This is a genomic window from Streptococcus sobrinus DSM 20742 = ATCC 33478, assembly GCF_000686605.1.
Classification (GTDB): Bacteria; Bacillota; Bacilli; order Lactobacillales; family Streptococcaceae; genus Streptococcus; species Streptococcus sobrinus.
This window is the reverse complement of the sequence record NZ_JMLC01000003.1, coordinates 123,900-144,456: the sequence shown is the minus strand read 5'-3', so window position 1 is coordinate 144,456 and position 20,557 is coordinate 123,900. Positions and strand designations below refer to the sequence as shown.

The following is a 20,557-nucleotide window of genomic DNA, read 5'->3' as shown; positions in this document are numbered from 1 at the left end:
GACATCAAATATCGAAGTATAGAAACTGGCCTGTCGAAAATCACAGGTAGGTGTCCATAATCTATGAGCCGACACCAATACGTTTAAGCCTCATAGATAGCCGTTTAAATTGCAAAAAAAACAGCCCAAGAGCTGTTCTTAATCTTATAATTCGATATCTCCAAAGAGATCTGCCATTGAGAAACCTGTTTGAGTTTCTGGCAATTCGTAATCGCGTTTTTCACGTTTTTGACGACGTGGACGTGATTGACGTTTTTCACCTTGGTTTTGGCCTTCAGCATCAGCTGGGCGTTCTTGAAGTGCCTTGATAGACAAGGATACACGTTCTGCATCAGCATCTACTGACAAGACCTTAACTTGAACATCTTGACCTACTGAAAGGACATCTTTTGGATTTTCAACACGTTTGTGAGAAATTTGTGAGATGTGAACAAGTCCATCAATACCAGGAAGAACCTCAACAAAGGCACCGAAGTCAGTTAAGCGTTTAACTTTACCGTCGATAACATCACCGGCAGCCAATTTTTGTTCAACACCGTCCCATGGTCCAGGGGTTGTTGCTTTCAACGACAATGAAATACGTCCTGCTTCTTCGTCGATAGCAAGTACCTTAACATCGATTTCATCACCAACAGAAACCACTGACTTAGGTGAGACGTTACGTTCGTGAGACAATTCAGTCACGTGAACAAGTCCATCAACACCGCCAAGGTCAACGAAGGCACCGAAGCTTGTCAAACGAGCAACTTTACCCTTAACGATTGAGCCAACTTCAAGTTTAGAGAAGATTTCTTGACGAGCTGCTGCATTCTTTTCTTCTACAACTTCACGACGTGACAGGATGAAACGGTTCTCAGCTGGATCAACTTCTTTGATTTTAGCTTCGATATCTTGACCAACAAATTGTTCAGTATTACGAACAAAGCGAGTATCAAGCATTGAAGCTGGAATAAATCCACGAAGTCCTTCAAATTCAACTGAAAGGCCGCCCTTAACAGCGCGAGTTCCCTTAACGGTTACAACTTCACCTTCACGACCGACAAGTTTGTCCCAAGCCTTACGTGCTTCCAAGCGTTTTTTAGAGACAAGATAAGTAACGGTATCTGTATCTTTTCCGACAACTTGGCGAAGGACAAGAACTTCAATTTTATCGCCAGCATTGACAAAATCATTAATGTCAGCTTCACGATTGTTAGTCAATTCACGAAGAGTCAATACACCTTCGATACCAGTACCTTCTATGATTACGTTTGCTTGACCATTATCAACTGTCAAAACTTCAGCAGTGACAACATCACCAGGGTTAACTTCACTAACACTGTTTAGCAAATCTTCAAATTCGTTCATTCTAAAAAAACCTCCAGCAAGAACTGGCCTAGCCAGCTCTTGACAACACTATATTTTCTTAAGGCAACCCGCAAGGACTCCTTGACGGTTTGAGGGCAGACCTCACAACCTCAGACTGGGGTAGCTGGATTCGAACCAACGCATGAGGGAGTCAAAGTCCCTTGCCTTACCGCTTGGCTATACCCCAAAAATAGTACCACTGTTCAGTTTATGGGAAACTGAACCCGCCCTAAACCTCTAATGAAAAAGATGAAGTTCGGGAAAAGTATCAACACTTTTCCTCACTTCCCTATTTTCATACGAGATTTTTTAACGGTCTTGGTATCTTAATGGAAGGGGAGGGATTCGAACCCCCGAACCCGAAGGAGCGGATTTACAGTCCGCCGCGTTTAGCCTCTTCGCTACCCTTCCATGCAACTAGGGTTCATTCTAACATAAAGGAACCCTTAATGTCAACAGTTTTTAGTGATTTAGGTTGTAATTTTCGATGATAGATTCCATTGCCTGGTCTAGGGTTTTATAGGAATCTTTGAGTGCTTCATTTTCAACCGTCGCAAACTGGCCCTCTACTTCTACGATTTGTCCAACTGTACGTTTACCAATGGTCAATTGGTAGCCTGCCAGCTTTCTTCCAGAGACTGTGACTTGGGCATCTGCCAGCTGGATTTCAATTTTCTTGTCTTTCTTAGCCATGACTTACTTCCTTGTTATGATTAAATTTCTTATTAATTTTACACAAATTCCAAGAAGCATGCAAGATGAAAAAACAATTATTTCTAATTAGTAGAGTTTCAAGGAGTGAGGTCGTCGCTTCCAGAAAAATTTCATTTCTAATTGGAAAGACTTTTCAACATCATAAAAAACTTCCTGCAGAGGAAGTCTGCAAGAAGCTTTTGAGATTATTAATCGACTTTGTAAATCCAGCCTTCTGGGCCTTCAACGTCACCGAATTGGATACCAGTCAAGAGGTCGTAAAGTTGACGAGTGACTGGTCCTACTTCTGTTTCGCTGTAGAAGACGTGGAAATCGTCACCGTGTTTGACACCACCGATTGGTGAGATGACAGCTGCGGTACCGCAGGCACCTGCTTCCTTGAAGCGGTCCAAATCATCAATGAAGACATCTCCTTGAACAGGCTTGAGACCAAGATTATGTTCGGCAAGGTAGAGCAGAGAATATTTGGTAATGGATGGTAGGATGGATGGACTGAGCGGCGTTACAAATTCATTATCCTTAGTAATACCAAAGAAGTTAGCTGAACCGACTTCTTCAATCTTGGTGTGGGTAGCTGGGTCAAGATAGATAACATCTGAGAAGCCTGTATTGTGGGCGATGTCACCAGGCATGAGGCTGGCAGCGTAGTTCCCACCGACCTTGGCAGCCCCAGTACCATGTGGTGCTGCTCTGTCATACTCATCTTGAATCAAGAAGTTAGTTGGTTGCAAACCACCTTTGAAGTAGTTACCAACTGGCATTGCAAAGACGGTGAAAATGTATTCGGTAGCTGGGTGCACCCCGATAATATCTCCAACCCCAATCAAAAGAGGACGCAGATAAAGGGTAGCTCCTGTACCATATGGTGGCACATAGTCTTCATTAGCCTTAACAACTTGCTTACAAGCAGCAATGAATTTATCCGTTGGTACCTGTGGCATGAGGAGACGATCAGCTGTATTTTGCAGGCGGGCTGCATTGCGATCTGGGCGGAAAAGTTGAACGGAGCCATCCTTGGTTCGATAAGCTTTTAGACCTTCAAAAGCTTGTTGTCCATAGTGGAGGGCTGGAGAACTCTCAGAAATATGCAGAGTGGCATCTTCGGTTAATTTACCCTCGTCCCACTTACCATCTTTATAGTAAGAAATATAACGGAAAGGTAGCTTACGATAAGCGAAGCCTAGGTTTTCCCAATCTAAATCAACTGTCATAATCAATTCCTCTTTCTATCAGGTAATGTGGTTCTATTGTAGACCTTTTCCTTTTCTTTTTCAAGACTTTTGTGGAAAAATTCAGAAAATTTGGCCAATAAAAGAAAGAAGCTAGACAAGGGACTCGTCTAACTTCTAATACTTAATGAAAATCGGAAATTGCCGAAGCAATGAGCTGTAGGTTGTACTGACCTACGGCAAAGCGAGTTAACGACGGAAAATTTTGATTTTCAAAGAGTTATTATTTTACTTCTGCTCGATAGATCTCCTGGTCTGAAATGGTATCCGAAATGAAGCTACCATTGCTGGTGCGTTCTGACAGTCCTAGTTCAACCAGGTTGACTTGTTCCAGCTTGCCGGTCTTGGACATGACTTCCAAAATCTGTTGGTCATCAGACTCTTGGACTTCTGTGCTAAAGAGGTCTAGGTCTTGGGTGTTGGCATCCGACAGAACGGGTCCTGCTAGGAAGACACGGTGGGGTTTGGACTTGAGTTCTCGCAGAACTTGAAGACCACGCCCTGCCCGCTTGGCTAATGGAATATCATCCAGAGCCATCCGCTTGAGGCTGCCTCGCTGGGTCAGGATAAAGAAGGACTTGGTATTGGCGATAAAGGCCGACTGAACGGTGTCGCCATCCTTAAGATTGATGGCCTTAACCCCGGCTGCCTTGCTACCGACCACTGGCACTTCTTCGATGGAGAAGTGGAGGGCATAGCCCTTTTCGGTAATGACCATGACTTGGTCCAGCTTAATCGGAGCCATAGCAATCACCTGGTCACCATCTCCCTTGAGCTTAGCGTATTTGGCCGATTTGGTCTTATAGCTTCGCCAAGGCTGGAATTCGGTCCGATCAACCCGTTTGATTTGCCCCTGCTTGGTTACCGCAAAATAGGTCTCATGTGTGAAATCGTCAATGATTTCAGCATAAAGAACTTCTTCTTCCGTGGCAAAATTAGTCAGGGTTTGCGAGAGATGCTCGCCGATGTCCTTCCAGCGAATATCGGTCAATTCATGAATAGGTCGGTAGATGACATTCCCCAGATTTGTGAATACCAGCAAGTGCTGGGTAGTCTTGGCCGGAGCAATCAAGATGGCTCTGTCATCATCCCGCTTGCCCAATTCCTCAGGCGTTGAGGCATTGTAAGATCGGGGGCTGGTTCGTTTGAGATAACCGCTGCGGGTTAGGCTGACATAGGTGTCCTCTTCAACAATCAGGCTGGCTGTATCAATTTCAATGGCTTGTGCCTGAGCTTGCAATTCCGAACGACGGGGGTTAGCAAATTTCTTCTTGACCTCACGGAGTTCACGTTTCATGAGGTTGAACATAGTTCGTTCGTCGCCAATAATGGCCTTGAGAGTGGCTATCTGTTCCCGCAGGGCAGCATCTTCTTCCTCTAGGGTCACAATGTCGGTGTTGGTCAGACGATAGAGCTGGAGGGTGACAATAGCTTCAGCCTGTTCCTCGGTAAAATCGTAGGAGACCTTGAGGTTTTCCTTGGCATCGGCCTTATTTTCCGAAGCCCGAATGAGGGCGATAACCTCATCCAGGATGGACAGAACCCGAATCAAACCTTCAACAATATGGAGGCGTTTTTCGGCCTTGTTCTTGTCAAACTTGGAGCGAGCTACAATAATGTCCCGCCGGTGAGCAATATAGCTGGTCAGGATGGGAATAATTCCAACCTGCTTTGGCGTGAAATTTTCAATAGCCACCATATTGAAATTATAGTTAATTTGTAGGTCGGTGTATTTGAGCAGGTAGTTGAGAATGGCCTGACTATCGGCATCCTTCTTGAGCTCAATGGCAATTCGCAAACCATCACGGTCAGATTCGTCCCGCACTTCGGCGATGCCGGGTACCTTATTGTTGATGCGAACATCGTCAATCTTCTTGACCAACAGGGCCTTATTGACATCATAAGGAATCTCGGTGACGACAATCTGCTCTTTGCCAGCCTTGAGGGGTTCAATCTCAGTCCGCGAGCGAACGACAATTCGACCCTTACCGGTTTCATAGGCCTTGCGAATTTCGTCAGCCCCTTGAATAATGGCACCGGTCGGCAGGTCTGGCCCAGGCATGAATTCCATGAGCTTATCCACCGTAGCCTTGGGATGGTCAATCATATAGATGACGGCATCAATGACCTCAGCCAAATTGTGGGGCGGAATATCGGTCGCATAACCAGCCGAAATCCCTGTGGCCCCATTGACCAGGAGGTTGGGGAAGGCAGCCGGCAGAACCGTCGGTTCCTTCTCGGTATCGTCAAAGTTCCAGGCCCAGGGCACGGTGTCCTTGTCGATGTCTTGCAGGAGGTAGCCAGCAATTTCTGACAACCTAGCTTCGGTATAACGCATGGCAGCCGGTGGGTCACCATCCATAGAACCGTTGTTCCCGTGCATTTCGACCAGAATTTCGCGATTCTTCCAGTCCTGAGACATGCGGACCATGGCATCATAAATGGAAGAATCCCCGTGGGGATGGAAATTCCCCATGATATTACCGACCGACTTGGCCGACTTACGATAGCTCTTCTCAAATGTATTGCCGTCCTTATTCATAGAATAAAGAATCCGGCGTTGAACGGGCTTGAGGCCATCGCGAATATCAGGAAGCGCACGCTCCTGAATGATGTATTTAGAGTAGCGGCCGAAGCGATCTCCCATGATATCCTCAAGGGATATGTTTTGTACATTGGACATAGGATATTAAGCCCGTAAAAGTCAAAGTAAAAATAGGAAATCCTGATTTCCTAGACGATTTATCTTTTTTACACAGACTTTAGGGCGAATTCAACTCCTTTCATAAGATACAAAGGGACGTTTCGCTTTCGAAAAATGTCGTAGAAAAATAGGAAAACTAACGACGACGCCTGCGTCTAGGCAGTTTTGTCTTTTTTCCTAGACATTTAGTCCCCTGTTCAGTTAGGATGCTAGCTGAGCATTTGTTTCTTTGGGTTCTTAGCCGAAGTGGCTTTTTATAATTTGTTTTTTTAATAATCGCTTTAGGTGATGCGGACGCCAGCGACTTTCTGCGAAATTCCATGGCTAAAAATGGAGCCTAAAGTCTCCATTTTTCCGAGACTGTTTGGAAATTTCCAAACAGTCTTTCCATCACGGCAGCGATTATTGATTTAGCCCTCTCACGAGGGCTGGCTTGCGCCAGTTTCTCCACGGTGGAGAGGGTTGAGGTGGGCGAGCAAGTCAACTATTAGATTTTAGCTTATTTAGCCGTGATAAAATTTGTGCCTCATTTAAACTGAGAATAACAAATAAAGTTGAGGTATAAATATCATCATACCACTGTTCAATTTCAGCTTCAGACATACCAAGATGATACTGTTCAGTATTATTATGTCTTAAACCAAATTGATTGTACATCTCAAAAAGTTTTTCAACAGAAATTATCTTTTTATTATTTACTTTGAGAACCTCTTTCAGTTCCTCTGACGCATTAATCTCGCTTCTAAGGGGCTCAAGATAATCAGCAAGTGATTTGAGTATTTCTCTTTTCCGTTCTATATTTCCCTTATTAGCAAAATGATTATATTCTAATACCTTAATAGCTTCTTGAATATTTGTCTTAAACACAATCTGAGATACTTCTGAAGCATAGACATTCTTTTCAACGATAATTTGACGACCACTTTCTAGAGTAAGAAACTCATGGTTTGATAAATCTAGAAACTTATTTATATTGTGAAATATCGCCTCCTCAATATATTTATTCTCCTCATCTGAAAATACATTTAAGAAGTCTCGGAAAATATCATTCAAAATTTCTGAAGTAAGAAATAAAATATCCGTCGAATTTTCACCACTCTGCCAAATGTAAGCTAAAAACTCATCAAAATTAGTAATAGTTAACCTATTTTTATAACTAAGAAAATTTTCAGATATAGTATCATAAATAGATGTTGAATAATAAACAGACTTGTTCAAAAGTCCCAGTAAACTATCTAGCTCAGCTTTAGGGTCGAAACTCATATTATCTAAAATTTCAAAATAATTTTTCCTAACCATCAAAACACCGTACTTTCCTCCAGCGTGAACTTGACGTTGTCCTCAATCCACTTTCGGCGCGGAGCTGGTTTATCACCCATCAGAACGGAGACGCGGCGTTCTGCTCGGGCCAGGTCTTCAATGGTCACGCGGATAAGGGTGCGGTTGTCGGGGTCCATGGTGGTTTCCCAGAGCTGATCAGCATTCATTTCTCCCAGCCCCTTGTAGCGTTGGAGCATGGAGCCTTTGCCAAATTTCTGGCGGAGCTCTTCTAATTCGCCATCGGTCCAGGCGTATTCCACCTGCTCCTTCTTGCCCTTTCCCTTGGACATTTTGTAAAGTGGTGGCAGGGCAATGTAGACATGGCCAGCTTCCACTAGGGGACGCATGTAACGATAGAAAAAAGTCAGCAAGAGAGTCTGAATATGGGCCCCATCGGTATCAGCATCGGTCATGATGATAATCTTATCATAGTTAATGTCATCCAGGCTAAAGTCAGGGCCGACACCGGCTCCGATGGTGTAAATCATGGTATTGATTTCCTCATTTTTGAGGATGTCAGGCATCTTGGCCTTTTCGGTATTAAGAACCTTCCCCCGCAAAGGCAGAATAGCTTGAAACTTACGGTCCCGTCCTTGCTTGGCTGAACCGCCGGCTGAGTCCCCTTCGACCAGGTAGAGTTCATTTTTCTTAGGATTTTTAGATTGGGCAGGGGTCAGTTTACCAGAAAGGAGGCCCTTGTCCTTCTTATTTTTCTTGCCGTTACGACTTTCATCACGGGCCTTGCGGGCTGCCTCACGGGCATCCCTAGCCTTGATGGCCTTGCGAACCAGACTGGAGGCCAGCTCGCCATTTTCCATAAGGAAGAAGGTCAGCTGATCGGAAACCAAGCCATCGACAACGGGACGGGCCAGAGGGCTGCCCAATTTGTCCTTGGTTTGACCTTCAAATTGCAGATGCTCTTCGGGAACCAAGATAGAGAGGACGGCTGACAGACCCTCACGGTAGTCAGACCCTTCCAGATTTTTGTCCTTGTCCTTGAGCAGGCCGGTCTTTCTGGCATAGTCGTTCATGGCCTTGGTAATGGCTGTCTTGAGCCCTGTTTCGTGGGTACCGCCATCCTTGGTCCGAACATTATTGACAAAGGAGAGGATATTGTCAGAGAAGCCATCATTGTACTGCATAGCCACTTGGACTTGGAAGCCTTGGTTCTCCCCCTCAAAATAGATAACAGGGGTTAGAGTCTCCTTATCTTCATTCAAGTAGGAAACGAAGTCTTGAACCCCATTTTCATAATGAAATTCAGCTTCTTCATCTGTACGTTCATCCTTGAGAACTAAGGTTACTTCCTTAAGTAGGAAGGCCGATTCCTTGAGCCGTTCAGAAATGGTATTGAATCTGAAATCAGTAGTTGAGAAAATCGTTTCATCAGGCTTGAAGGTGACCTTGGTCCCTGATTTGGACTTAGGGGCAGTGTCGATTTTTTCCAAACCAGTGACAGGCTTACCACCATTTTCAAAACGCTGCTTGTAAACCGCACCATCACGGGTAATCTCAACTTCCAGCCAGCTGGACAGGGCATTAACAACGGAAGAACCAACCCCGTGCAGACCACCAGAGGTCTTGTAACCACCTTGACCGAACTTACCACCAGCGTGGAGGACGGTGAAGATAACCTCAACGGTCGGCTTGCCGGTGGCGTGCATCCCCGTCGGCATCCCCCGACCACTATCGGTGACGCTAACCGAGCCATCCTGGTGGAGAACCACCTCAATACGATCTCCAAAGCCAGACAGGGCTTCATCGACAGCATTGTCGATAATCTCCCAAACCAGATGGTGGAGGCCCGTGCCATCGGTCGAACCGATATACATACCGGGACGCTTGCGGACCGCATCCAACCCTTCTAGCACCTGAATGGCATCATCATTATAATTTGTAATTGAAATTTCTTTTTTAGTCAAAGTTGACCTCCCAATTATTCATCCCTCTTATATTACAAGTTTTTGAGGGAATTTGCAAAAGAATTTGGCCTCAGCTTAGCAAATAAGCTTTTTCTAATACTCAATTAAAATCAAAGTTAGCATTTTTGTTACTTTCTTAAAAGTGCGGACGCAAGCAAACTCCTCACGTAGTTTCATTGCTAAATTTTGAGCCTCGGTCTCAAAATTTCCGTTATAAGCAACTATTATGATTGTTGCTTATAATACCACTTTGGCGAAAGTATCACTTTGCAACTGTTTAGTTAGTTAAAGATATATGTCCATTTTTCAGACGTGATCATATTGAGAAAGTAAATTGCTAGTTTTGAAGTTTGATGAGTATAAGGTGGACTAGCTCCTAAGTGCTAAAGCACTTGGAGGCTAGACGTCAGCCGCTTTAGGCGGTCTGCCTACCTCCCTTACTAACTGCGATAAAGCGGTAATATCGACCGCTTTTTCTTCATATTTAAGAAAGCCTGTAATCAGGCCTTAATTTTTGATATAATGATAGCATGGAATCTATTATTTTTATCATTATTGCCTATCTCCTGGGCTCCATTCCTTCTGGGCTCTGGATTGGGCAGATTTTTTACCATAAAAATATTCGCGACTACGGTAGTGGGAATACGGGTACGACCAACACTTTTCGTGTCTTGGGAAAAACAGCTGGTAGCATTACCTTTCTGATGGACATGCTCAAGGGTACCCTAGCGGTGCTGCTACCCGTCTGGTTTGGAGCAACGGCTATTTCACCCCTTCTTATCGGTTTCTTCGCCGTGCTAGGCCACACCTTACCCCTTTTTGCCGGCTTCAAAGGGGGCAAGGCAGTCGCCACCAGTGCAGGGGTGCTCTTAGGCTTTACCCCTCCCTACTGCCTTTTTTTACTGGCTATCTTCTTCACCGTTCTTTTCTTGACTAGCATGATTTCTTTCTCCAGCATCGCCGTTTCGGTCATCGGCCTAATCACCCTCTTTACCTTCCCAGCCTTTCATTTCATCTTACCAAGCTACGATTGGCTCTTTACTCTAGTCGTCTCCTGTCTGGCCTTGATAATCATCACCCGCCACAAGGATAATATGGTTCGAATTAAGAATAGGGAAGAAAATCTGGTACCTTTCGGTCTCAACCTGACCCACCAGCATCCTAAGAAATGAGATTTAAACCTATAAAGTTCAAGCAGATTCGAGATTGTCGCATCTGCTTTTTTGTTTAGCCTAATTAGAATTATCGACTAGTGGTCTTGCGGCCACACAAAAAGACACCCTTGCGGATGTCCTTTTTGTATTTACTTATTCCCGTCTCCGGACCCGCAGGTGGTCAACCACAGCACCGGCTGCAACAATAGTTACACCGACTACGCTGACCAAAATTTCGTTAAAATAAGTGTCGTTTGTAGAATTCGAATTAGTAGCATTAAAGTGGGAACTGGCCTGCACGCTAGAACCTGCTGGATCAGATCCTGATTGACCACCTGAACTTGAACCAGAGGCATTTCCTAGTCCCTTGGACGGTGAGCTGACATCTGGCAATTGAATATCTTCAGAGCTAGGTTTGTCCAACTTATCAGTTTTTTGTTCTGCCCCATCATTGGTCTGTTTCACAGCTTCCTCAGCCTGATCAGCCACCCTATTGAGCTCCACTTGCTTACTGACTAGAGCGAGGTCATCCACAATCTTCTGCTCAATGATTGAGTCAGTATTCTTAACAGATAAGTCACTAGACTCATCTTGCTTGTCTGAATTATTGGTCTCAACATCAATTTTAGTCGGTTGAGTGGTTTCCTTTTCTGGTGTCTTAATATCCCAAGTATTTCGCTTAATATGATTAAGAATCCAATTTTCATTATAGTATTGCAGTGATGAAACCGAAATCATCCGATTATTTGGATTAAGCTCCTCATACTGCAGTAAATTGATATCTGATTTAAGATAATCCTCAAAGACCTGATCCATTGATGGTCCTTCTTCACGGGGGCCACCCAACATGGTGTAGTCATCTCCACCAGCAGCCAAGAAATCATTGGTCGCTAAATAATAGGTTTTTGCCAGATCCAATGGCTTGAAGTTAGCTGTCTCAGGATCCCAAATCTCAATCTCAAGGATGCGCTTGTCTGGATCCAGATTAGTATCGTAATAAACCCGAGCACCAGCTAGCTGTAGAAAGCCACCACTTGGTTCTAACAAGGGGTTACCATTCTCATCCAAAACCGAATGTCCAGTCGCATCGACTTGCGTAATTGAGGACACTGAGGTCTTGAACATATCGTAGATATTTTGACCAGTCACCTGAATCTGAGAAACTGTATTTCCAAAGGGAAGAACGGCAATAACATCACCCTTTGTGATGGGTTGGCCTTCCTTCAAGGTTTCCCGCAGACCACCGCCATTGATCACTGCTAAATTAGATTTGTGGCTAAAGCCCGTTTGACCATAGGTCAAAATGGAATCAGCAACAGCATCTCCCAAATTAGTTTCGCGAACTCGGACATTAGTCCGATCACCATTGAGCTCAACTGGATTATCCTCAAGAACCAGCTGGGAGCTTTCCGCTTCGTACTTGGCCTGAATCTTTTGAAGCAGGCCGGCAACGGCTGGATCTGGAGTGACATTTTGCAGTTGGTCTGCCGATAAATCTCCTGCGGCTAGAATCTGATCAGAATTCAGGGTGATATAGCCAATATTATGGAGATAGCTACCAGTTTGGTTGTAGGTGACATTCCCATCCTTAAGCTCTAGGACGGTGTGAGAATGTCCATCAATAACGATGACATTCTTATCTTTCAGCAGCTCATTTTGTGCTAAGGCCTGGGCTAGACTATCACCACGCCATTCTGTCTTGGTAGTTGCATCCACGCCAAGGTGGCTTAAGATGACGTAGTTATGATAGGTCTTCCCTTGGGCTTTTGCGTTAGCTTCGGTTTGAGCAATAACATTGTTGACCTCTGTAATTGGGTCTGCAAAAGTTACTCCCTTGATGTTATCGGGATGGGTCTTGGTCGCCGTTTCTGGGGTGGTAACCCCGATGACAACAAATTCATCACCATCCTGGTCAGGGGTTTTATCAATGATGGTCGATGGTTCAAAGAGCCGAGTTCCATTAACATAGATATTGGAGCTGAGGATTGGAAACTGCAACTTCTCCTTGAGACGTTTCAATTGATAGAGACCAAAATCAAACTCATGATTACCGACAGTCATAGCATCATAGCCAATGCTATTCATGACGTCAGCCATGTCCTCACCCTGGCTGCTGTTAGAAATCGGTAAGCCTTGGAAGGAATCACCCGCATCAAAAACTAGGGTTTGACCTTGCTGACGAGAGGCTTCTACAACGCTAGCTAATTTGGCATCGCCAATAACACCATTCTTGTCATCTTCCACCATCCGTCCGTGGACATCATTGGTATGAAGTATTGTGATGTCCTGATTTGACTTTGACGCTGAATCTTGAGGAGTTTCTGTGCTAGTTTTTTCTTGATTTTCTGGAGTCGTATTTTCTTCTGATTGATTATTGACCAAAATCCATTTGGCTTGCTGATTATTAGTCTGGCCTGCCTCATCTGAAGTTGCAGAAGTTGAGGAAGTTTCCGGAGTTTCTGAGGAAGCATTCTGACTTGCTTCCCCTTGTCCCGACTTTGATACTTGGATAGAATCAGCCTGCTCATCAGCCCTACTGTTCATGTTAGCCTCGTCAGCGTATATTTTATTTGGTAAAATTGCCGTCGAAAATAAGAGGGCAGATAAGGTCGGGATTAAGAATGTTTGCTTTCGCATGAAGAACTCCAGAATAATATTAGTAACATCTATTATACAATAAATAGTGATAATTTGAAATGAGATTGTTCAGAAAAAATAATATTTTTAAGCGAGCAAAAAGACTAGGTTGTGCTTAAGTTACCTAGTCTTTACACACTTATGCTTGATAAATAATTTGACCATCACAGATGGTATATTTGACAACACCTTTGAGACTTTCTCCGATGAAGGGGGAGTTTGAGGCCTTAGAAGCGAACTGGTCGGAAACAATACGGTCCTCCCTATCGGCAAAAATGATGATGTCGGCTGGTCCATTTTCAGCCAGATAACCGGCATCAAAGTCATAGAGAGCAGCTGGATTGCTGGTCATCTTGGCCAAGAAATCCGACAGGCTGAGGTCTCCAGTTTCGACAAGATTGGTCAAACCAAGCGAGAGCGAGGTTTCCAGCCCTGTCATGCCAGATGGGGCCTTGGTTATATCAGCAACTGCCTTCTCATCCGCATGGTGAGGGGCATGGTCCGTAGCGATGACTGAAATGACCCCTGATTTAAGACCTTCAATAACTGCTAGGCGGTCACTTTCCGTCCGCAGGGGTGGATTCATCTTAGCCATAGCCCCCTTGACCAAAAGTAAATCCTCAGTCTTGGAGAAGTGTTGGGGGGCCGCTTCTGCTGTTACAGGAGCGCCCAGTCCTTGGGCAAATTCGACCACCTTGACAGACTCAGCCTTGGACAGGTGCTGGATGTGGAGATGGGCCTGGGTGGCATGGGCAATCATGGCATCACGGGCAATCATGCTGTATTCAGCCACACCTGTTGCCCCGCAGAAACCGAATTCTTCATGAGCGATGTTCTCATTGAAGCCCAGAATACCATTGAGCTCAGGGTCTTCCTCGTGCAGAGCGATAAAGGTACGATTGGCCTTGGCCAATTCCAGAGCTTCTCGAACCACCTTGGTACTCTTTAGGGGAATGCCATCGTCCGATAGGGAAACAGCACCGGCTTCTAGGAGGGCCTTGAAGTCCGTCAGATTTTGACCATCAAAGTTCTTGGTGACAGTAGCATTGGTATAAATATGGATAGCTTCCTTAGCCGCACTGGCCAGGACTTCCTTGAGGGTGGCAATATCTGAAATGGTAGGATTGGTATTGGCCATCATGACCACCGTTGTCACCCCTCCTGCTGCTGCCGCTAGGGCACCCGTATGGATGTCCTCCTTATGGGTCTGACCTGGTTCACGAAAATGCACATGAATATCTACCAGTCCAGGCGCAACGACTAAGCCAGTTGCATCAAGAACTTGGTCAGCAGTCTGATCGAGATTTTGGCCAATCTTGACAACTTTTTTACCGTCAACCAAGACATCAGCAATCTGATCAAAACCAGACTTAGGGTCAATAACTCGGCCGTTTTTAATTAATAACATAGCAACTCCTTATCTATCACTAGCTAAGCCAACCAATCAATGGGCTCCAGACCTGCTTCTTGCAGATAGGCATTAGCCCTTGAAAAAGGCTGAGAGCCAAAGAAACCCCGATGGGCCGACAGCGGGCTGGGATGGGGTGACTCAATAATCCGATGGATGGGATTGGTTATCAGTGCCTTCTTCTTGCGGGCAAAACCACCCCAGAGAATGAAGACCACTGGTGTTTCCTTCTCATTGACCACCTGGATGATGGCATCGGTAAAGGGTTCCCAAATCTGGCCCTGGTGACCGTTGGCTTGACCTGCTGGAACCGTCAAACAGGCATTGAGCAAGAGCACGCCCTGCTTGGCCCATGGTGTCAAATCATGATGGTCTCTTGGACCGATGTCCTGAGCTAATTCCTTGAGAATATTTTGCAGAGAGGGAGGAGCTGGTAAATCCTCTGGCACAGAAAATGACAGACCCTGAGCCTGTTTGGGCCCATGGTAGGGATCCTGACCAATAATGACCACCTTAACATCTTCTAAGGGTGTCGTTTGAATGGCATTAAAAACCTGCTCCCGCGGTGGATAGACTACTCCTTGAGCGTAGACCTGATCCATAAAGTTATTGATTTGCCCGAAATAATGCTCAGGTAACTGAGCCTTAATCAGCTCGTGCCAGCTAGAATGCTTCATACTTCCTCCTTAGTACTTCCCGATAAGATCGATTTTAGCCCTTCCCAATAGGTGGGGTTCAAGCGCCTTCTGCAGATTATTGAGATAGAAACCTTGGCTTAAAGCGAGATCACTGTCCAGAGCATAGACGGTTAATGTGTAGATATGATCCTGATCTGGCGGGTAAGGACCAATGTAACTATCCTCAATGGCCGAAAAATCTGTCGGTAAAAATTTGCTGACAAGGCTGTTCTTGCCATGAAGATGCTGACTGTCAATTCGTGAAAAATCAGCCTCAATCTTGGTCTTGGCAGCGGGCACATTGGCCACAACCCAGTGTATGTAGGCAAAACCACAGACTGGAATGGAGTCATAATCAACCAAAGACCAAGCAAAGGTCTTAGTCCCAGCAGGTGCTCCTTCTATTGAAAAAGGGAAGGATACAATGGCATTTCCCTGCGCAAGTTCATCGGTGTACTTACTGTATCGTTTTGGAATAATGCGCTCTTCAAAAGGAACTGTGATTTTCATAATTATTCTCCTAACTAGTTAAACGGCTGCTTTCCAGCACCATAGCCGCAAGTTCCGATTCACTCAATTCGGTTTCATTGACCCAAACAGTCAGCCAGTGTTTTTTATTCATGTGGTAAGCTGGGATAACTCCTTTGGTATCCATCATTATTTCAATCTGTTCTGGCTTAAGCTTGAGATTAAGCAAAAGTTTTCCTTCTCTATGTGTCACCAATGCCAACATCTTTTTGTTACGGCGATGCCGGATAATTGGGGTAGATTTGCTCTTTTCGCGCGTGAAAGGATAAGCTTCTTCTGCCTCGGTCAAATCCAGCAGCCAATCCAGCAGCTCTCGCTTAGAAAAATTACCAAAAGCCATAAGCACCTCCTAATCTTTTCAGATTGGTACAGCCAGAAGACCTCGTCAAATCAGTCCTGCCAGGTTTCCTGATTTTCTTTGAATTTCTTCAAAAGCTGCAAGCCGTCCGCGTCGATATAACCTTGAACTTTCGCCACTTTAATCAGTTCTGAGTAATTTGACAAGGTCACCAATTTGACGCCAGCCTTTTCAAAGTTTTCAGCTGCTTTTGGCAATTCATAGGTGAAAATTGCGACAACTCCAAGGACCTTAGCTCCTTCACGCTCAGCTGCAGTAACAGCCTCCAAGACTGAGCCGCCGGTTGAAATCAGGTCTTCAATGATAACCATTTTTTCACCTTTAGCAACCCGACCTTCAATTTGATTGCCAGCCCCATGGTCTTTTGGTTTGCTACGAATGTAGGCAAAAGGCAGATCCATTTTATCAGCAATGATAGCACCGTGAGGAATCCCTGCTGTTGCCGTTCCAGCAATCACTTCTACTTCTGGAAATTCTTCTTTAATTTTTTCCACAAAACCATTTTCAATCAAAGTCCGTGTTTCAGGATATGAAAGGGTGATACGGTTGTCCGTATAAATAGGTGATTTAATGCCGGAAGCCCAAGTGAATGGTTCCTCGGGTTTCAAGTAGACCGCTTTGATGTCTAGTAAATCTGATGCGATTTGTGATGCTAATGTCATGTTTTTCTCCATTCTAAATTGGGGATTGGCTTAATTTCTAACTAGTAAAGCCTGCAACCACTAGGTTTGTAGTGCTTTCAATAGCATTCGCCTAGTTCTCTCACTGACTGAGATAAAATAATATTCTCGACTAGTTTACTTCTGGTCGTCTAGTCTTGAGCGTTCCACTCAGCCTTGATAGCCTGGTAGGCTGTGACTGGGTCCTCAGCCTGGGTAATAGGGCGACCAACTACGATATAGTCAGAACCAATTCTGTAGGCATCAGCTGGGGTCATAACCCGTTTTTGGTCACCGACACTGGCACCAGCTGGCCTGATACCTGGGGTCAGGCAGATAAAATCTTTAGAAGTCGCCGCTTTGATTTTAGCCACCTCATGGGCCGAGCAGACCACACCATCCAAGCTGGCTTCCTGGGTCTTCTTAGCATAATGCAGAACCGACTCTTCCAGGCTGGTTTGAATATTTTGAAAGTCCTGCATCTGCTCTTGAGATGTTGAAGTCAGCTGGGTGACCGCAATCAATTTTGGTCCCTTGCCTAGGCCTTCCCTTGCTGCTCGCATCATCTCAACACCGCCAGCCGCATGAACATTAGTCATATCAACACCCAAGTTAGCTAGGACTGCCATGGCAGATTTAACGGTATTGGGAATATCGTGCAGCTTCAAATCAAGAAAGACCGAATGTCCCAGCGATTTGACATAAGAAACAATTTCTGGGCCAACTCCATAGTAGAGCTCCATGCCAATCTTGACATAAAGCTTTTCCTCCTGTGGAAAACGGTTCAAGAAGGTCTTGACCGCCTCAAAAGAAGGAAAATCAAGGGCAACAACAGGGCGTGATTCTCTCATAAGGTCTAAATATCCTTTCAATAAGTTAAGGAAATGGGTCATTAAAATGTCTCTATTTCCTAGGGCAAACCACTAGGGTGGCTTGCCTCATTAAGGTTTCGGCGGTTCGTAGTTCTCGCCGCCGCTCGAACTGCATCAATGCCTCTAAGCTTTGCTTCACAACGCTAAGATTTCTTAAGAACCTAGTTCTCACTACCGTTCGAACTGGGTCAATGGCCCTAGTCTCAACAGCGTCATAAATGACTTGTTTCGCCAAGGTTTCTTCGGTTCGTAGTTCTAGCTGCCGCTCGAACTGCATCAATGCCTCTAAGCTCTGCTCCGCAATCGCTAAGAGGCATAGAAAAACCTTGCCGGGGAGGCAAGGTATGACAAAAATCAGGGTAGTCCTCACCCCATATTTTACCGTTTCCTTGTTAGCCTCTCTGGACTGAACTTAAAGGTCATCTGATTGGTTCTATTTTATCTTACAGTGGGCTAACTGTCAATCAATTCCTGTTTTTATAGAAGCGATTTGGCAGGTATTTATGGCACGCTTATAAACTTTGGGCGACTTCTGTTCTCAACTCTTCCAAGGTCTCGATGCCATACTTATCCATGACCTTGGGCAGGTCGGCAATGATATTAGGACAGGCAAAGGGGTCGGTGAAATTGGCTGTACCGACACCGATGGCCGAGGCACCGGCAATCATCATTTCCAGGGCAGCTTCTGCAGAATCCACACCACCTATACCAATAATCGGTAGTTTGGAACTTTGGGCGACTTGACGAATGAGCTTGAGGGCGACAGGGAAAACCGCTGGACCACTCATACCCCCTACGCCATTGGCAATGATTGGCTTTCGACTTTGCAAATTAAAGCGCATGCCCACTAGGGTATTTATCATGGTAAAGCCAGTCGCTCCAGCATCCTCGACGGCCTTGGTAACCTGACTAATATCAGCCACGCTGGGGGTCAATTTGACATAGACAGGCACTTGGGAAGTCCCAACGGCCGCCTTGGTGGCAGCATAGGCCAATTCAGGCACCTGACCAATCAGGAGACCGGCATTACCATGGTCAACATTGGGACAGGAGATGTTGAGTTCGATTGCCTTGACATTTGCTGCCTGAGAAATTTTTCCTGCCACATTAGCATACTCCTCATTAGAGAAGCCAGCCACATTAGCGATAATGGGCAGATCAGGATAATGCTCCTGCAACCAAGGTAATTTCTCAGCAAGGACCACGTCAAGACCAGGATTTTGCAGGCCAATGGCATTGAGCATGCCCGACGGGGTTTCAGCTACCCGAGGGGTAGGATTGCCAAAACGAGCTTCCTGGGTCGTGGCCTTAATCATAATGGAACCCAATTTATTCAAGTCGTAATACTTGGCGTATTCCTGGCCAAAACCAAAACAACCCGAAGCCGGAATAATGGGATTTTTCAAATCCAAGCCCGGTAAAGAAATCGCTAAACGATTTTCAGTCATAATTACCTCCTAGACTAGAACGCTACCTGTTTCAAAGACAGGGCCATCTTCACAGACACGCTTATTGGCCGCCTCGGAACTGTCTTTGAGATGGACAACACAGGCATAGCAGGCCCCCATTCCACAAGCCATCCTTTCTTCCAAGGACATATAGGCATGGGGGTGGTCGGCAAATTTCTCATCGACATATTTAAGCATGCCTGGTGCTCCGCAGGAATAGATGGCTGCGAAATCATCGGTCAATTCGTCAACAACTGTTGAGACATAGCCTTTGATGCCGTAGGACCCATCATCCGTTGTCACCGTCACCCGGGCAACCTGCTTCATCTCTTCTTCCAAAATGACGGCATCCTTATTGGCGAAGCCTAGAACTGCTGTCACTTGAACACCTTTTTGAGCCAGAGCCTTGGCTGTCGCATAGAGAGGGGGAACCCCGATACCACCACCGATAAGGAGGGCCTTGTCGCCCTTGTTAACAACAGACAGGTCAAAGCCATTTCCTTGGGGTCCCATAGTATCGATAAAATCACCAGGTTCCATCTGAGACAAGAGGTCTGTCCCCATGCCCTGAACCCGATAGATGATAGTGACTTGCCGATTCTTTCTGTCAATGTCACAGATGGAAATTGGCCGTCTTAGGAGCTTGCTGGGATCTGGCATGCGCAGGTGAAGAAATTGACCTTCCTTCATCTCTTGGACCATCTGACCAGTCAGAATCATTTTGAAAATCTTAGGGGCGATTTCTGTCTGACTGATTACTTTCAGGTTTTCTTTGAGAATAGCTGGTTTTTCTTGTGCTTGCATAAGCTTTCCTTTCCAACAAAAAGACCTCGCCCAGAGAGCGAGGTCATACAAACAAAGGCAAAAAACTAGTCTCCTGCCTTTTTGACAATTACCTTGAAGCCTCGCTGGACCAATTTAAAGGTGTAAATTTACTTAGTATAGACTTTTTAAGATTGATCTGCCGAAACCTCATAAGGGCGTTCATATTCTTCTTTCAGGGCTGCTCCGGCAACCTGTAAACTGCCAAAGAGGTCAACCAAGATTCCGAAGGACTTAGCCCGGTCTTGATCAAGTAAATTATAGAAAAACGGTTGCGCTACAGCTACCTCTTCTAAAAAGTCCAGTTGAGATAGCCAGTCTCCCACGACATCCAACGAGCTATTCATCAGACGAAAAGATGGCTCATCATACCAGGACAAGGCCTGAACCTTTTCCTCTTGACGCTTGAGAGGCTGGCAGGCTTCTAAAATCTTGTCAATTTCTGGTTTAATCAAAACCGTTTCAACTGAAAACTCCAAGAGTGATGGCTCGTGTTGAATCATAGTCAATTCGGTTTCAAATAAGTGTAGATAGTGCCGCGTGACGGCTAGTTTGTGCAATAGTTGTTGATAATCTTGCAGGACTTGCTCCATAGTTACTTCCCTTACTTCTTATTTTCTTTTATTCTATCATAAAATGCTAATAAAATTAAGCCACATGCCCTCGAGAAATGGTCTTATACTGAGTTAAAATCCAAACTATCAATTTGATACTTTCTAACGTAGCAAGATATGGCCACGATAGAGTTGTCACGTGAA

Annotated in this window: 17 protein-coding genes and 2 tRNA genes; 1 reads left to right on the top strand and 18 read right to left on the bottom strand. The window is 45.2% G+C overall.

All coding sequences use genetic code 11. The features are described 5' to 3' along the window. Nucleotides 1-144: 144 nt before the first annotated feature. From rpsA to parE, 8 genes are all read right to left on the bottom strand, one after another. The gene (gene rpsA, locus BS63_RS0102615) at nucleotides 145-1,347 is read right to left on the bottom strand and encodes a 30S ribosomal protein S1 (protein ID WP_002960660.1); all 1,203 of its coding nucleotides are present in this window, start codon (nucleotides 1,345-1,347) and stop codon (nucleotides 145-147) included. 115 nt (nucleotides 1,348-1,462) lie between these two features. Then, a tRNA-Gln gene (locus BS63_RS0102610) sits at nucleotides 1,463-1,534 on the bottom strand. 143 nt (nucleotides 1,535-1,677) lie between these two features. Further along, nucleotides 1,678-1,758 (bottom strand) — tRNA-Tyr (locus BS63_RS0102605). Nucleotides 1,759-1,809: 51 nt separating this feature from the next. Then, nucleotides 1,810-2,040: a DUF2969 domain-containing protein gene (locus BS63_RS0102600; protein WP_002960890.1), complete on the bottom strand. Its 231-nt coding sequence runs from the start codon at nucleotides 2,038-2,040 to the stop codon at nucleotides 1,810-1,812. A 209-nt stretch (nucleotides 2,041-2,249) separates the two neighbouring features. Further along, a complete protein-coding gene (locus tag BS63_RS0102595) occupies nucleotides 2,250-3,272 on the bottom strand; it encodes a branched-chain amino acid aminotransferase (RefSeq protein WP_019769912.1) in 1,023 nt (340 codons plus the stop codon). 241 nt (nucleotides 3,273-3,513) lie between these two features. Further along, entirely contained in the window at nucleotides 3,514-5,973 is a 2,460-nt protein-coding gene (parC, locus tag BS63_RS0102590; protein WP_032798533.1) for a DNA topoisomerase IV subunit A, read from the bottom strand. 501 nt (nucleotides 5,974-6,474) lie between these two features. After that, the gene (locus BS63_RS0102585) at nucleotides 6,475-7,293 is read right to left on the bottom strand and encodes a hypothetical protein (protein WP_002960904.1); all 819 of its coding nucleotides are present in this window, start codon (nucleotides 7,291-7,293) and stop codon (nucleotides 6,475-6,477) included. Beyond that, nucleotides 7,293-9,236, bottom strand: coding sequence for a DNA topoisomerase IV subunit B (gene parE, locus BS63_RS0102580; protein WP_019781123.1), 1,944 nt, complete (start codon nucleotides 9,234-9,236; stop codon nucleotides 7,293-7,295). The genes BS63_RS0102585 and parE overlap by 1 nt, the downstream gene beginning before the upstream one ends. Before the next feature lie 530 nt (nucleotides 9,237-9,766). Here parE and plsY point away from each other — a divergent pair. Further along, entirely contained in the window at nucleotides 9,767-10,408 is a 642-nt protein-coding gene (gene plsY, locus BS63_RS0102575; RefSeq protein ID WP_002962188.1) for a glycerol-3-phosphate 1-O-acyltransferase PlsY, read from the top strand. 135 nt (nucleotides 10,409-10,543) lie between these two features. On the opposite strand, the gene BS63_RS0102570 is transcribed toward plsY, so the two are convergent. From BS63_RS0102570 to BS63_RS0102520, 10 genes are all read right to left on the bottom strand, one after another. Beyond that, on the bottom strand, nucleotides 10,544-13,027 hold the full coding sequence (locus BS63_RS0102570; protein WP_019769267.1) for a 5'-nucleotidase C-terminal domain-containing protein: 2,484 nt from the start codon (nucleotides 13,025-13,027) through the stop codon (nucleotides 10,544-10,546). A 139-nt stretch (nucleotides 13,028-13,166) separates the two neighbouring features. Further along, nucleotides 13,167-14,435 (bottom strand): dihydroorotase, encoded by a 1,269-nt coding sequence (locus tag BS63_RS0102565; RefSeq protein ID WP_002962187.1) that lies wholly within the window; start codon nucleotides 14,433-14,435, stop codon nucleotides 13,167-13,169. Nucleotides 14,436-14,458: 23 nt separating this feature from the next. After that, the gene (locus BS63_RS0102560; RefSeq protein ID WP_002962186.1) at nucleotides 14,459-15,112 is read right to left on the bottom strand and encodes a uracil-DNA glycosylase; all 654 of its coding nucleotides are present in this window, start codon (nucleotides 15,110-15,112) and stop codon (nucleotides 14,459-14,461) included. Between the two features lie 9 nt (nucleotides 15,113-15,121). Beyond that, on the bottom strand, nucleotides 15,122-15,622 hold the full coding sequence (locus BS63_RS0102555) for a YbhB/YbcL family Raf kinase inhibitor-like protein (protein ID WP_002962184.1): 501 nt from the start codon (nucleotides 15,620-15,622) through the stop codon (nucleotides 15,122-15,124). A 10-nt stretch (nucleotides 15,623-15,632) separates the two neighbouring features. Continuing rightward, nucleotides 15,633-15,980: an MmcQ/YjbR family DNA-binding protein gene (locus BS63_RS0102550; RefSeq protein WP_002962181.1), complete on the bottom strand. Its 348-nt coding sequence runs from the start codon at nucleotides 15,978-15,980 to the stop codon at nucleotides 15,633-15,635. A 50-nt stretch (nucleotides 15,981-16,030) separates the two neighbouring features. After that, on the bottom strand, nucleotides 16,031-16,660 hold the full coding sequence (gene pyrE, locus BS63_RS0102545; protein ID WP_002962179.1) for an orotate phosphoribosyltransferase: 630 nt from the start codon (nucleotides 16,658-16,660) through the stop codon (nucleotides 16,031-16,033). A 149-nt stretch (nucleotides 16,661-16,809) separates the two neighbouring features. Then, nucleotides 16,810-17,508 (bottom strand): orotidine-5'-phosphate decarboxylase, encoded by a 699-nt coding sequence (pyrF, locus tag BS63_RS0102540; RefSeq protein WP_002962178.1) that lies wholly within the window; start codon nucleotides 17,506-17,508, stop codon nucleotides 16,810-16,812. Nucleotides 17,509-18,041: 533 nt separating this feature from the next. Beyond that, complete coding sequence (locus BS63_RS0102530) at nucleotides 18,042-18,977, bottom strand: dihydroorotate dehydrogenase (protein WP_002963255.1); 936 nt, start codon at nucleotides 18,975-18,977, stop codon at nucleotides 18,042-18,044. 9 nt (nucleotides 18,978-18,986) lie between these two features. Beyond that, nucleotides 18,987-19,781: a dihydroorotate dehydrogenase electron transfer subunit gene (locus BS63_RS0102525; protein WP_002963257.1), complete on the bottom strand. Its 795-nt coding sequence runs from the start codon at nucleotides 19,779-19,781 to the stop codon at nucleotides 18,987-18,989. Between the two features lie 146 nt (nucleotides 19,782-19,927). After that, on the bottom strand, nucleotides 19,928-20,392 hold the full coding sequence (locus tag BS63_RS0102520) for a hypothetical protein (protein WP_002963258.1): 465 nt from the start codon (nucleotides 20,390-20,392) through the stop codon (nucleotides 19,928-19,930). Between the last annotated feature and the right edge of the window lie 165 nt (nucleotides 20,393-20,557).

Bases quoted from the DNA above. Each gene is read 5' to 3' on its own strand.
- BS63_RS0102570 (WP_019769267.1), bottom strand. From the start codon at position 13,027: ATGCGAAAGCAAACATTCTTAATCCCGACCTTATCTGCCCTCTTATTT.
- BS63_RS0102530 (WP_002963255.1), bottom strand. From the start codon at position 18,977: ATGACTGAAAATCGTTTAGCGATTTCTTTACCGGGCTTGGATTTGAAA.
- BS63_RS0102595 (WP_019769912.1), bottom strand. From the start codon at position 3,272: ATGACAGTTGATTTAGATTGGGAAAACCTAGGCTTCGCTTATCGTAAG.
- parC (WP_032798533.1), bottom strand. From the start codon at position 5,973: ATGTCCAATGTACAAAACATATCCCTTGAGGATATCATGGGAGATCGC.
- rpsA (WP_002960660.1), bottom strand. From the start codon at position 1,347: ATGAACGAATTTGAAGATTTGCTAAACAGTGTTAGTGAAGTTAACCCT.
- BS63_RS0102565 (WP_002962187.1), bottom strand. From the start codon at position 14,435: ATGTTATTAATTAAAAACGGCCGAGTTATTGACCCTAAGTCTGGTTTT.
- pyrF (WP_002962178.1), bottom strand. From the start codon at position 17,508: ATGAGAGAATCACGCCCTGTTGTTGCCCTTGATTTTCCTTCTTTTGAG.
- BS63_RS0102585 (WP_002960904.1), bottom strand. From the start codon at position 7,293: ATGGTTAGGAAAAATTATTTTGAAATTTTAGATAATATGAGTTTCGAC.
- BS63_RS0102555 (WP_002962184.1), bottom strand. From the start codon at position 15,622: ATGAAAATCACAGTTCCTTTTGAAGAGCGCATTATTCCAAAACGATAC.
- BS63_RS0102600 (WP_002960890.1), bottom strand. From the start codon at position 2,040: ATGGCTAAGAAAGACAAGAAAATTGAAATCCAGCTGGCAGATGCCCAA.
- BS63_RS0102560 (WP_002962186.1), bottom strand. From the start codon at position 15,112: ATGAAGCATTCTAGCTGGCACGAGCTGATTAAGGCTCAGTTACCTGAG.
- BS63_RS0102520 (WP_002963258.1), bottom strand. From the start codon at position 20,392: ATGGAGCAAGTCCTGCAAGATTATCAACAACTATTGCACAAACTAGCC.
- BS63_RS0102525 (WP_002963257.1), bottom strand. From the start codon at position 19,781: ATGCAAGCACAAGAAAAACCAGCTATTCTCAAAGAAAACCTGAAAGTA.
- plsY (WP_002962188.1), top strand. From the start codon at position 9,767: ATGGAATCTATTATTTTTATCATTATTGCCTATCTCCTGGGCTCCATT.
- pyrE (WP_002962179.1), bottom strand. From the start codon at position 16,660: ATGACATTAGCATCACAAATCGCATCAGATTTACTAGACATCAAAGCG.
- BS63_RS0102550 (WP_002962181.1), bottom strand. From the start codon at position 15,980: ATGGCTTTTGGTAATTTTTCTAAGCGAGAGCTGCTGGATTGGCTGCTG.